The sequence below is a fragment of the Nocardia sp. NPDC001965 genome (genome assembly GCF_053594175.1).
Genome location: NZ_JBSFDZ010000048.1, coordinates 1 through 12699, shown reverse-complemented (window position 1 = coordinate 12699; position 12699 = coordinate 1). Strand labels below are relative to the sequence as shown.

Annotated in this window: 11 protein-coding genes and 1 rRNA gene; 5 read left to right on the top strand and 7 right to left on the bottom strand. The window is 67.4% G+C overall.

The window, feature by feature from the left end; genetic code table 11:
- The first annotated feature begins 3 nt into the window (after window positions 1–3).
- Window positions 4–2007 (top strand): maltotransferase domain-containing protein, encoded by a 2004-nt coding sequence (locus tag ACWCPQ_RS31890; RefSeq protein ID WP_449905838.1) that lies wholly within the window; start codon window positions 4–6, stop codon window positions 2005–2007.
- A gap of 7 nt (window positions 2008–2014) precedes the next feature.
- On the top strand, window positions 2015–4171 hold the full coding sequence (gene glgB, locus ACWCPQ_RS31885; protein ID WP_449905835.1) for a 1,4-alpha-glucan branching protein GlgB: 2157 nt from the start codon (window positions 2015–2017) through the stop codon (window positions 4169–4171).
- 111 nt (window positions 4172–4282) lie between these two features.
- Here glgB and ACWCPQ_RS31880 read toward each other — a convergent pair whose 3' ends face one another.
- The 3 genes from ACWCPQ_RS31880 to ACWCPQ_RS31870 all read right to left on the bottom strand — a co-directional run bounded on the left by ACWCPQ_RS31880 (window position 4283) and on the right by ACWCPQ_RS31870 (window position 6818).
- Window positions 4283–5131 (bottom strand): tetratricopeptide repeat protein, encoded by an 849-nt coding sequence (locus ACWCPQ_RS31880; protein WP_449905891.1) that lies wholly within the window; start codon window positions 5129–5131, stop codon window positions 4283–4285.
- Between the two features lie 61 nt (window positions 5132–5192).
- Window positions 5193–5561 (bottom strand): DUF3817 domain-containing protein, encoded by a 369-nt coding sequence (locus ACWCPQ_RS31875; protein ID WP_449905832.1) that lies wholly within the window; start codon window positions 5559–5561, stop codon window positions 5193–5195.
- 78 nt (window positions 5562–5639) lie between these two features.
- Window positions 5640–6818, bottom strand: coding sequence for an acetyl-CoA C-acetyltransferase (locus ACWCPQ_RS31870; protein ID WP_449905829.1), 1179 nt, complete (start codon window positions 6816–6818; stop codon window positions 5640–5642).
- 776 nt (window positions 6819–7594) lie between these two features.
- On the opposite strand from ACWCPQ_RS31870, the gene mce reads away from it, so the two are divergent.
- Together mce and ACWCPQ_RS31860 are read left to right on the top strand one after the other, a co-directional pair.
- Window positions 7595–8068 (top strand): methylmalonyl-CoA epimerase, encoded by a 474-nt coding sequence (mce, locus tag ACWCPQ_RS31865; protein ID WP_449905826.1) that lies wholly within the window; start codon window positions 7595–7597, stop codon window positions 8066–8068.
- A gap of 86 nt (window positions 8069–8154) precedes the next feature.
- A complete protein-coding gene (locus ACWCPQ_RS31860) occupies window positions 8155–9171 on the top strand; it encodes a hypothetical protein (protein WP_449905823.1) in 1017 nt (338 codons plus the stop codon).
- A 160-nt stretch (window positions 9172–9331) separates the two neighbouring features.
- Here ACWCPQ_RS31860 and ACWCPQ_RS31855 read toward each other — a convergent pair whose 3' ends face one another.
- Window positions 9332–10099, bottom strand: a complete 768-nt coding sequence (locus ACWCPQ_RS31855) for an MBL fold metallo-hydrolase (RefSeq protein WP_449905820.1) — start codon at window positions 10097–10099, stop codon at window positions 9332–9334.
- Window positions 10100–10170: 71 nt separating this feature from the next.
- Here ACWCPQ_RS31855 and ACWCPQ_RS31850 point away from each other — a divergent pair, with 71 nt between their 5' ends.
- Window positions 10171–11178 carry a GlxA family transcriptional regulator gene (locus tag ACWCPQ_RS31850; RefSeq protein WP_449905817.1) on the top strand — a complete coding sequence of 336 codons (1008 nt, stop codon included), beginning with the start codon at window positions 10171–10173 and terminating at the stop codon, window positions 11176–11178.
- 139 nt (window positions 11179–11317) lie between these two features.
- On the opposite strand, the gene ACWCPQ_RS31845 is transcribed toward ACWCPQ_RS31850, so the two are convergent.
- From ACWCPQ_RS31845 to rrf, 3 genes are all read right to left on the bottom strand, one after another.
- On the bottom strand, window positions 11318–11623 hold the full coding sequence (locus ACWCPQ_RS31845) for an ATP/GTP-binding protein (protein ID WP_449905814.1): 306 nt from the start codon (window positions 11621–11623) through the stop codon (window positions 11318–11320).
- A 10-nt stretch (window positions 11624–11633) separates the two neighbouring features.
- A complete protein-coding gene (nucS, locus tag ACWCPQ_RS31840; RefSeq protein WP_449905811.1) occupies window positions 11634–12320 on the bottom strand; it encodes an endonuclease NucS in 687 nt (228 codons plus the stop codon).
- A gap of 288 nt (window positions 12321–12608) precedes the next feature.
- Window positions 12609–12699 (bottom strand): 5S ribosomal RNA (gene rrf, locus ACWCPQ_RS31835); the annotation flags it as partial.

The window sequence follows — 12699 nt, the reverse complement described above, 5'->3', positions numbered from 1 at the left end:
CGGATGACCGGCCGCATCGCCATCGATGACACCGCCCCGCTCGTCCCCGGCGGTTATCCGGCGAAGGCCGTGATCGGGGAGGTGTTCCCGGTCCGGGCCGTCGTATGGCGCGACGGGCACGGCGCCGTCGGCGCCACCCTCGCGGTGCGGGCGCCGGGTTCGTCGCGTTCGGCGCGTATCCCGATGACCCCCGACTACGAACCCGATGTCTTCAACGGCGTCTTCACCCCCACCGGGCCAGGAGTATGGCATTTCCGGGTCGAGGGCTGGGCCGATTCCGTCGCGACCTGGCGGTCGGCGATGGAGGCGAAACTGGCGGCCGGGCAGAGCGCGGCGGATCTGGACAACGATCTGGAGATCGGCGCCCGGTTGCTGGAGCGGGCGGCGCAAGCGGTCCCGAAACGGGAGTTCGAGCGGCTGCGGGCGGCTGCGGCGGCACTGCGCAGTGCCGCACCGCTTCCGGCGCGGGTGGCTCCGGCATTCACCGACGAGGTCGCCGAGATCCTGCGCCGGACGCCGCTACGGGATCTGCTCACTCGCGGACCGCAGTACTCGGTGCTGGTGGAGCGGCCGCGGGCGCGTACCGGGTCCTGGTACGAGTTCTTCCCCCGCTCGACCGGTGGCCGCGACGACCGGGGCGTCCCGGTGCACGGCACCTTCGCGACCGCGGCGAACGAACTGCCCCGGATCGCCGCGATGGGATTCGATGTGGTCTATCTGCCGCCGATCCATCCCATCGGCGCGGTCAACCGCAAAGGCCGCAACAACGCGCTCACCGCCGGTCCCGGCGACGTCGGCTCCCCGTGGGCGATCGGTTCGGCCGAGGGCGGCCACGACGCGTTCCATCCGCGGCTGGGTACCGAAACCGATTTCCGCGCCTTCGTCACGGCCGCCGCCGACCTCGGCCTGGAGGTCGCACTGGACCTGGCGCTGCAATGCGCACCGGATCATCCGTGGGTGAGCGCGCATCCGGAATGGTTCACCACCCTGCCCGACGGCACCATCGCCTACGCCGAGAACCCGCCCAAGAAATACCAGGACATCTATCCGCTCGAATTCGACAACGATCCCGACGGCCTCTACGCCGAGGTACTGCGCGTGGTCCGGTACTGGGTCGGGCTGGGCGTGCGGATCTTCCGGGTCGACAATCCGCACACCAAACCGGCCGATTTCTGGGAGTGGCTGATCGCCGCGGTGCGCCGGACCGACCCGGACGTGATCTTCCTGTCCGAAGCGTTCACCTATCCGGCACGTCTCTACGGTCTCGCGCGGCGTGGGTTCAGCCAGTCCTACACCTATTTCACCTGGCGCACCCACAAACACGAGCTCACCGAATTCGGCCTGGAACTCGCCGCCAAGGCCGACGAAGCCCGGCCCAACCTCTTCGTCAACACCCCCGACATCCTGCACGAGAGCCTGCAGCACGGCGGCCCGGGAATGTTCGCGATCCGGGCGGTGCTGGCCGCGACCCTCGGCCCCAGCTGGGGGGTGTACTCCGGGTACGAGCTGTACGAGCACCGGGCCGTCCGGCCCGGGAGCGAGGAGTACCTGGATTCGGAGAAATACGAACTGCGGCCCCGTCCGTTCGCCGAGGCCCGGGCACGCGGCGAATCGCTGGAACCGCTGCTGACCCGTCTCAACGAGATCCGGCGGCGGCATCCGGCACTACAGCAGCTGCGGTGTCTGCATTTCCACCACATCGACAACGACAATTTGCTCGCCTATTCGAAGATCGACCCCGCGTCCGGCGACGCGGTTCTGGTGGTGGTGAACCTGAACCCGTTCACCGCCGAACAGGGGACGCTGTCACTGGATCTGCCGGCGATCGGCCGGGAATGGCACGATCACCCGGTGGTGCACGACGAGATCAGCGGCGAGCAATACCACTGGGCGCAGTCCAACTACATCCGGCTCGACCCCGCCCATGCGGTCGCCCACCTCATCGCTCTCCCGCCGGTTCCCCATCACGCCCGCGCCGCACTGGCCCATCGGCGCGATTTCCGGTGACCGCGTGATGGAACGTCGCGACCTGCTGCTCCTGGCGGCCGGCAGCCACCCCGACCCGCATACGGTGCTCGGCGCGCACCCCCATCCCGACGGCACCGTGGTCCGGGTGCTGCGGCCGGTCGCGGAATCGGTGTCGGTGCTCGTCGGCGGTACCGATCACCGGCTGAAGTCGGTGGGCCACGGCGTATTCGCCGCCGTACTGCCGTACCCGGAGCTACTGGACTACCGCATCGTCACCGTGCATCCCCATCATCGGGCCACCGTCGCGGCCGACGGCTACCGCTTCCTGCCCACTCTCGGCGAGTTCGACCTGCATCTCATCGGCGAAGGCCGGCATCAGCGGCTGTGGGAGGTCCTCGGCGCACACCCGCGCACCTATCACGGCCTCGACGGGGAAGTCCGGGGTGTCTCCTTCGCGGTCTGGGCGCCGAACGCCCGCGGGGTGACCGTATTCGGCGATTTCGACCACTGGCAGGGCGGTACGTGGCCGATGCGCGCCCTCGGACAGTCGGGGGTCTGGGAAGTTTTCGTCCCCGGCGCGGCGCCCGGTGACCGCTACAAATACCGGATCCACGGGGCCGACGGCCGGATGGCCGATCACGCCGATCCGGTCGCCTTCGCCACCGAGGTTCCACCGGCCACCGCATCCGTGGTGGCCGAGTCCGGTCACCGGTGGACCGACCACAAGTGGGTCACCGCGCGCGCCCACACCGATCCCGCGCGGGCCCCCCTCAGCATTTTCGAAATCCATCTCGCGTCCTGGCGCCCCGGTCTGGGGTACCGCGCACTCGCGACCGAACTCAGTGAGTACGTGCGCCGCCTCGGGTTCACCCATGTCGAACTGCTGCCGGTCGCCGAACACCCGTTCGGCGGGTCCTGGGGATATCAGGTCACCTCGTATTACGCCCCGACCTCGCGGTTCGGCAGCCCGGACGATTTCCGGGCCTTCATCGACCATATGCACGCCGACGGTATCGGCGTCATCCTCGACTGGGTGCCCGCGCATTTCCCGCGCGATGCCTGGGCACTGGCCCGTTTCGACGGCACCCCGCTCTACGAACATCCGGATCCGCGCCGCGGCGAACAACCGGAATGGGGCACCTACGTTTTCGACTACGGGCGACCCGAAGTACGTAATTTCCTGGTCGCCAACGCCCGGTACTGGATCGAGGAGTTCCATGTCGACGGCCTGCGGGTCGACGCGGTCGCGGCCATGCTGTATCTCGACTACGCGCGGCCCGGCAGCGAGTGGGAGCCGAACATCCACGGCGGCCGCGAGCATCTGGAAGCGGTCGCCTTCCTCACCGAACTGAACGACAGCCTGCACAGCTCGTATCCGGGTGTGGTCACGATCGCCGAGGAATCCACCACTTGGGCGGGTGTCACCCGGGCCACAGAGGTCGGTGGGCTCGGCTTCTCCATGAAGTGGAACATGGGCTGGATGCACGACACCCTGAACTATCTGGGCCGTGATCCCGTGCACCGCACCTGGCACCACAACGAGATCACCTTCTCGCTCATGTACGCGTGGAGCGAGAACTACGTGCTACCGCTCAGCCACGATGAGGTCGTACACGGCAAAGGCACGCTGTGGACCCGGATGCCCGGCGACGAATTCGCCAAAGCCGGCGGCGTCCGCGCCCTGCTCGCCTACATGTGGGCCCATCCCGGTAAACAACTGCTGTTCATGGGTCAGGAGTTCGGCCACTACCGCGAATGGTGGCACGACCACAGTCTCGATTGGCAGGAGCTGGACAATCCATTGCACCGCGGAATCCAGCTGCTGGTCGCCGACCTGAACCGCGTCTACCGCGACCATCCGGCCCTGTGGAGTCAGGACACCACTCCCGGCGGGCACTCCTGGATCACCGCCGACGACCGGGAGTCCAACGTCCTGGCCTTCCTCCGGCACGGCGCCGACGGCTCCACGGTGGCCTGTATCTGCAATTTCTCCGGCACCACCCGCACAGATCACCGGATCGGCCTACCCACCGCCGGGGACTGGATCGAGATCCTGAACACCGACGCACTCGAATACGGCGGCACCGGCGCGGGCAATCTCGGCGTGGTGCACACCGAGCCGGTGAGCCGACACGACCGTCCCGCCTCGGCCGCGCTCACCGTAGGCCCGCTCAGTGTCATCTGGCTGACCCCGCGTCCCTGAACAGCCGTTCGCCGGAAGCTGCACGGAAATCGCCGACAACACCCGGTTCCAGGCCGGTGCCGAGATGCTTACGAGGCGCCCCGACAGGTCGAGGCGCCGGAGGCGCTGCCATCAATACAGCGCGGTCGCCAGTTTGCGCCGCGCCGCCACGACGAAGGGCTCCGCCTGGTCGAAGAGTTCGAACAGTTCCAGCAGACGGGTGCGCACGGTGGTGCGCTCGTCGCCGGCGGTCCGGGCGACCAGCCCGATCAGCCGCTCGAACGCGGCCTCGGGCTGCTGCTGGAACAGTTCCACATCGGCGGCGTCGAGCGCGGCGGCGACATTACCGGGGTCCGCGTCGGCCGTGGCGATCGCCGATTCGGGCAGATCCTGAGCGCGGCCGAGGAACTTCACCTGCCGCAGCGCCGCTTTCGCTTCGGCGTTCCCGGGCTCCTGGGTGACGATCGATTCGTAGGCCGATTCCGCACCCGCGAGGTCGCCTTGCTCCAGCAGCGCCTCGGCAGCCGCGAATCGCGGATCGGCGGGCTGTTCCTGTGGTGCGTCCGGGTCGCCTTCGAGTTTGCCCTCCACTGCCTGCACCACCGCGGCGAGCCACTGCGACACCTGGGCTTCGGGCTGGTTGCCCTGGAAATCGGCCAGCGGCTGTCCACCGGCCACCGCGATCACCGTGGGGATGCCCTGGACCCCGAACGCCTGCGCGATCCGCATATTGCTCTCGGCCTCGACAGCGGCGAGATCCCAGGCACCGCCGGCCTCGCCGACGAGCCGTTCGAGCAGTTGCACCAGTTCGATGCTGCCGGGACTGCGCTGCGAGTACAGCGCCACCACCACCGGTACCTGGGCGGAGCGTTGCAGCACCTTGGTCTCGAAGTCCGCCTCGGTGACCGTATGGTCGCCCGAGGCGGCCGGCGCACCCGCGGGCGGCTGTTTCAGGGCGGACAGATCCACCGCCCCGGACATGGCGGCGGCTGCGGCGGGTGAAGGACGGCGAGATGCTGGTCGAGTCACAGGGTCCAGTTTGTCACGAAGAGGCCGCGACAGTCGCCGGGGACTCGGTGATGCCGGACGCGCTCAGCTCGCCCAGCTTGCCGGTGCGCACGGCCCACACCTCGAAGATCACGGTGAAGAAGGGCGGGATGCTGGACAGCAGCGCCAGCACGGTGGTCTTCCAGTTCCATTCGAGCTCACGCGACGCGAGCAGCGCGGTCAGCACGAACAGGACGAAGACGGCACCGTGCACCGGACCGAAGATCTTCACCCCGATCTCGTTGCCCTCGGCAGGCAGGTACTTGAACGCCATTCCCACCAGCAGTCCCAGCCAGGACAGCGCCTCGAGCACCGCGAAGAATCGGAACCTGCCGGCAACGGTACGCAGACCAAGGAAGTTCATGCGCCCATTGTGCCCTAGCCACTACGCGGCGTCGTAGTCTAACCGGTCACATCGGTCACTCGGGACAAACCAGGCGGTCTATACCTTGACGATCAACGCGTCGCCCTGACCACCACCACCGCACAGCGCCGCCGCACCGATCCCGCCGCCACGCCGCTGCAGTTCCAGCGCCAGATGCAGCACGATCCGCGCACCCGACATCCCCAGCGGATGCCCGACCGCGATAGCGCCACCGTTGACGTTCACCTTCGCCGGATCGATACCGAGTTTGCGAGTCGAAGCGATACCGACCGCCGCGAAGGCTTCGTTGATCTCCACCAGATCCAGATCGGCCGGGCTGATCCCCTCTTTGGCGCACGCCTTCGCGATCGCGTTGGCGGGCTGATCCTGCAGAGTCGAATCGGGCCCGGCCACCACACCGGCGGCGCCGATCTCGGCGATCCAGCTCAGACCCAACTCCTGCGCCTTGGCCTTGCTCATCACGACCACCGCGGCCGCGCCGTCGGAGATCTGCGAAGCCGACCCGGCCGTGATCGTGCCGTCCTTACGGAACGAGGGACGCAGCTTCGACAGCGATTCCGCGGTGGTATCGGCGCGAATCCCCTCGTCCTGCCGCACCACCACCGGATCGCCCTTGCGCTGCGGCACCTCGACAGGCGCCACTTCGTCGTCGAACACGCCGTTCTTCCACGCGGCGGCCGCCCGCTGATGCGACGCCGCGGCGAACGCGTCCTGATCGGCCCGGGTGATCGGATCGGTATCGTTGCGCTGCTCGGTGAGCGCCCCCATCGCCTGATCGGTGAAGATATCGTGCAGCCCGTCGTAGGCCATATGGTCGCGCAGCGTCACATCACCGTATTTGAAGCCCTCGCGGCTCTTCTCGAGCATATGCGGGGCACGACTCATCGACTCCTGCCCGCCGGCGACCACGATCTCGTACTCCCCGGCCCGGATCAACTGATCGGCCAGCGCGATCGCATTGATCCCGGACAGGCACACCTTGTTGAGCGTCAGCGCCGGAACATCCATCGGAATCCCGCCGGCCACCGCGGCCTGGCGGGCGGGGATCTGCCCCGCGCCCGCGGTCAGTACCTGACCCATGATCACGTAATCGACCTGATCACCCCGGACGCCGGCCTTCTCGAGCGCCGCGGCGATCGCGAAACCGCCGAGATCCGATCCGCTGAAATCCTTCAGACCGCCCAGCAGCCGGCCGATCGGGGTGCGAGCACCGGACACGATCACGGAGTTGGTCACGACGAGCCTCCTGTATCTGATTGCCCCGCCTCCGGCGGGGCGGGTCGGGGCCCTGTCGACCCCGGTGCTGTGTTTATTTGCGGCGCCTGCGGCGCCGCGGGTCGGGGCCCTCGTGACCCCGGTTCTTCACTCCTGCGCTCCTCCGCTTCGCTCCCCCGCTCCGTCGCTCCGGAACCGGGGCGGGCCCCGACCACGGAAGCAGACAATTCGGAGGAGGCGACGGAGGGGATGCGGGAACGCGTATTTCGGGCGGCCCGGACGGGTTCGCCGCGGAGTAGGTGAGCAGCGGTCGCCGAGGTGTCGGCGGCCGAGCGCATGCGCCGGTTCGCCGAGCTTGCCCGCTTCGTGGCTCCGGAAACGGCGATTGCGGCAAGCGGCTGTGGCGCGGCGCGCGACGAGAGATGCGTACGGAACCACACGCAGGCGTTACGGGGCAGACCGACGACACAGTAAGCGCTCAACGGCCTTCCTCCTCCGGGTAGCGTCTCCACACACGCGGCAGCCCCCGAGCCCGGGCCCCAGCGCAGGCGACCGAGCCGGGTAAGCCTCGAGGCGGCCTCCGGATGCGGCCGGAGGGCCGACCATGCGACGTCACTGTCCACGCGCTGCCCGGGAGGGCGACGCGCGGCCTACTCCACGGTAGCTTGCGGCCTCGCCGGATCGAAGCGCAGGGATGCTCAGATCACCCGGCGATATTTGATGGCAGCCGCCCTCTGTTGAGCCCCATCCGGGTGGGTAAGCAACTGCGGCACGATGGAACGCGCTACTTTCGAAGGGTGAGCACCGCTACCCCGTCATCAGAATTCATTCCCGCCGACTACATCGTCGCGGTCGACCATGTCGGTATCGCCGTCCCGGATCTGGACGCCGCTGTCGCCTGGTACGCGGAAAACCTCGGATTGGTCGAAACCCACCGCGAGGTCAACGAAGAGCAGGGCGTTCAGGAGGCAATGCTGTCCGCGCCCGCCGCCGAGGACGATTCGACTGCTCTGCAGTTGCTGGCCCCGCTCGACGAAACCTCGACCATCGCGAAGTTCATCGACCGCAGCGGCCCGGGTCTGCAGCAGCTGGCTTTCCGGGTCACCGATATCGAGGCCGTTTCCGCATTTCTCCGCGATCGCGGCATGCGCCTGCTGTACGAGGCGCCGCGGCGCGGAACCGCCGACTCCCGAATCAATTTCGTTCATCCGAAGGATGCTGGCGGTGTGCTGGTGGAGTTACTGGAACCGGATCCGAATGTTACGCACTAGTATCAAGATCGGGCTGTAAGGAGACGCTCCGATAACATTCCCGGTCGGCTCACCATGCGCAGGTCTCAGGCTGTAGTTTGTTGGCCATGTCGTCACCCGAGTCCGATCGCAATCGCTTCGTTGCGCTGCCCTTCACCGTCGTGCGCAAGGGTTATGCGCAAGACGAGGTACGTAACTATTTCGACCGCTTCGATGCCGAGTTGCGGGTTACCGCCACCGACCGCGACGCCGCTGCCGCCCAGGCCCGGAACCTCGCCAGTCAGCTGGAAGACGCCCGCGACGAAATCGACGAGCTCCGTAAGGAAGTCGACCGGCTGTCCGTACCGCCGACCACCGCGGAGGGGATGAGCGACCGCATCTCCCGCATGTTGCGATTGGCCTCGGACGAGGCGTCCGAGGTTCGCGCCCTCGCCCAGGCCGAAGCCGCCGAGATGGTTTCCATCGCCGAGCAGCAGGCCACCGAGATGCGCGGCAAATACGAATCCCTGCTGGCCGAAACGAAGGAAAAGCGCGAAGCGCTGGAAATCGAATACGAGCAGACACTGGCCAACGCTCGTACCGAATCCGCGAAGATCATCGAAGCTTCCCAGGCCGACGCCGAGCGTCTCGCCAAGGAGTCCGAGGCCAAGCGCAAGGCCACTCAGCAGGACTTCGAGGTCACCATGGCCGAGCGGCGCACCAAGCTCACCCGCGCCATGGAAGAGCTGGAGGCCACCAGCCGCGCCGAGGCCGCACAGCGGATCAAGGACGCGACCGACGAGGCCAACCGTCTCATCACCTCCGCCACCCAGACCTCCGAGCGCAAGATCGCGCACGCGAAGGAACTGGCCGAGGAGATGCGCGTCCTGCGCGGCCGGGTCCTGGCCCAGCTGCTCGGTATCCGCGGCCAGCTCGATTCGGTCCCGGCCATGCTCGCCGCCGTCAATCGGGAGAGCGAACTGCTCGACGGTGTGCCCGAGCAGCCGCGTAAGTCCATCGGCAGCGGCCAGAACAACAAGTCTGTGAACGGCCCGCGTCAGAAGGCCATCCCCGAGGTCAGCTCCGAAGACGAATCCGACGATATCGTCGAGGACGAACGCGAGAACGCCGACATCAGCCGCTGAGCTGCTGTCGGGACGTACACGGCGACACCATAAATCGAATCCGAAGGCCGCCCCACGGGGCGGCCTTCCTCATATCCGTCGCACACGACGCGACCATGGCGCATTTGGCCACGCGGGACGCGGTCGGTGATGTGCTCGGCCCCACCGGCGGCAGCTCCGCTCAGACGCGGACGGACTGCCCGCGCGGCGGAATCACCAGTTGTGCGCGGCGACCCGCGTACTCGAAGGCGCGACCCAGATAGTCGAGGGTCTCCGTGAAATGGGCCCAGCCCTCGCCGTGTACCGCGACGAGTACCGCGTCACCCAGTAGTTCCGCGGCCTGGACCGCGGTGCGGGCATTGAGAGTCACATCCACGTCCCCGAACCGGCCGGCATTGGCGGCGCCGACATTCACCACCGCGATATCGATCGGCCCGACCCGCTCGACGATCTCGCGGACCACGTCCACCGAGGCATTGTCGCCGGAGACGTACACGGTCGGCTCCCCCGCGGCGCGCAGCACGAATCCGGTGACGACACCGCTGAGCGGTTCGCAACCCTCCGGCCCGTGCAGCGCGGGCAAACCGGTCACTTCCACAGCACCGACGGTGATCGTCTCCCAGTTTCGCAGGCCGCGGACACCGTCCAGCCGCTCGGCGGCGTCCGGGGTGGACAGGACGGTCGGCACCTCCTTCAGGAATTCGCGGCCGGAGATATCGAGGTTGTCGGCGTGCTGATCGTGCGAGAGCAGCACCACGTCGACCGGTCCCACCTGCTCCGGCAATACCGCCGGCCCGTCGAGTTTGCGGAGGGTGACTGTGCCCGGGTACTCACGAGGCGCGTCGAAGGTCGGATCGGTCAGCCAGGTCAGGCCGGCATAGCGGAAGCGTAGGGTCGGGCCGCCGACGTGCAGGACTTCGATGGCGCCGCGGGCGATCGTATTCGTCATGAGGATCAGTCTCGGCTTCCGGACCGGTCCACAACAGTGGCCTGAAGGGCATGTATCGCTAATATCAGGCCATGATCTCCGTGGCGGTTGTCGCTTTCGCCGGTATCAGCCCGTTCCACCTCTCGGTCCCCTCGCTGGTGTTCGGCCGTGCAGGCCTCCACAAACCCGCCGATTGGCCTTATGAGGTCCGGATCTGCGCGCAGACCCCCGGCACGCTGACCACCGCGGCCGGCTTCGATATCTCGGTACCGGACGATCTGGACACGGTGACCCGTGCCGATATCGTGATCGTCCCGAGTTGGCTGCCCGATACCGTTGCGCCGAAACCCCTCCTCGACAGCGTGCGCACCGCCCACGCCGCGGGTGCGCGAATTGTCGGACTGTGTCTCGGGGCATGGATCGTGGCAGCCAGCGGACTCGCCGACGACCGGGAGATCACGACGCACTGGTCGGCCGCAGAGAACTTGGCTCGCGCGCACCCCGCCGTGCGGGTACGCGCGGATATGCTCTGGTCGGACCTCGGCGACGTCATCACCTCCGCCGGCGTCGCCGCCGCTCTCGACTGCTGCCTCCATATAGTTCGCGCCGACCTCGGCACCCTTGCCGCGGCCGACCTCGCCCGCAGACTCGTTCTCGCCCCACACCGCAGTGGATCCCAGTCCCAGTTCATTCCGGTAGCGGTACCCGAAGCCACCGACGACGACCCCGTCGAGCGCGCCATGGTGTGGGCGAGCACCCGGTTGGCCGAGCCGGTCGGCTTGGACGAATGGGCCCGTGCCGCATTGATGTCGCGGCGAACGTTCACCCGCCGCTTCCGGGAACGCACAGGCAGCAGCCCACAGCAGTGGCTACTGCACCAACGAGCCGACCGCGCGCGTCTACTGCTGGAGAACACCGACGACACCATGGAACGCATAGCCGCCGACGCGGGCTTCGGCAGCGCGGTGAATCTGCGCCACCATTTCCATCGAATCCTCGGCATCAGCCCGGCTGCTCATCGCGCGCTGTTCCGCAACCGGATCGCTGCGTCCAGCCCGGCGATACACGGCGATCAGCACCACCGATCGGTGACGATCTGAGCGGATCGCGCGTTCCCGGGTCGATCCACGCAGATCCAGCACACCCCGCGCCGCGTTCGGCACGCCGTGTGCGGCGACAGCCGCACCCCTGCCTTCGGATCCCCTCGGACATCCACCGACCCACACCGCCGTACCGAACTCAGGACCAACGCCTGGTGATCCCGCGAGTCCCCCGGCCGTTCCAGCAGCCACTGTGCCAATGACGCCGGTCGGTTTCCCCGCTGCCGGCCGGCCATGCCACCACATGCGCGACCCCGGGCATGATCTCGTGATCACAACCCGGGCAGCGGTACCGCTTCACCGCGCGTGCCCCTGGAACCGTGCGGACCACGTACTCGTCCCCGTCGGGCCCCGATTCGGTCCGGCGGTAGACATCGCCCAGCCCGGTACCTGTCCGCGGCGGCTCCGCGCGCGAACGCGCGCTGCGCGGGTTTCGTCGTGGCATGGCCCCAAGTCTAGAAGAGCCGGAATTCGTTGCTCTCGGTCCCGCGTAGGGCGTTGTAATCCAGCGTGAGGCAGCGGATCCCGCGATCCTCGGCCAACGTTCGCGCCTGCGGCTTGATCTGCTGTGCCGCGAACACCCCGGCAACCGGTGTCAGCAGCGGATCCCGGTTGAGCAGTTCCAGGTACCGGGTGAGCTGTTCGACTCCGTCGATCTCGCCCCGGCGCTTGATCTCCACGGCAACGGTGCGCCCGTCCGCGTCCCGGCACAGGAGATCGACCGGCCCGATCGCCGTCATGTATTCCCGCCGGATGAGGCTGTACCCGCTGCCGAGGGTTTCCACATGCTCGGCCAGCAGTTCCTGCAGATGCGCTTCCACGCCGTCTTTCACCAGACCGGGATCTACCCCGAGCTCATGACTCGAATCGTGCTCGATCTCCTCGATTCCGATCCGAAGTTCCTCGCCCGCCTTGTTGGTCACCACCCACAGCGCCTTCAGAGTCTCCGCGGCCCCGTCCGGGGCCCGCTCATCGAGCCAGCAGGGCGGGCTCATCCAGTTCAGCGGCTTGTACGAACCACCGTCGGAATGCACCAGCACCGACCCGTCCGCTTTGATCATCAGCAGCCGGCGAGCCATCGGCAGATGGGCGGTCAAACGCCCCACGTAGTCGACCTGGCAACGAGCAATCACGAGTCGCATCCGGCAGAGTCTAGGCGCAGGTGCGGCCCACCGATCACAGCGGACGCTCATCGTCGCAGCATCGACGACTCCGACGGAATCGACCGCAGCTCCCGAGGGCAATTTTCAGCAGCCGGGATGGGGGATCCGATATGTATGAGGCCGGTCGGCACTCGGCGGCGACCGCCCGGGACACCTCTTCGCGCAGTTATCGAAAATTCGACTCGCGGCCGAAACGGAAAGTAGGAAGCATATGCCCCGAAAACCACTTCAGGGGCCCACAATTGTGGGCCCCTGAAGGGAAATATGTTCCGGCGGTGTCCTACTCTCCCACACCCTGTCGAGTGCAGTACCATCGGCGCTGGCAGGCTTAGCTTCCGGGTTCGGAATGGGACCGGGC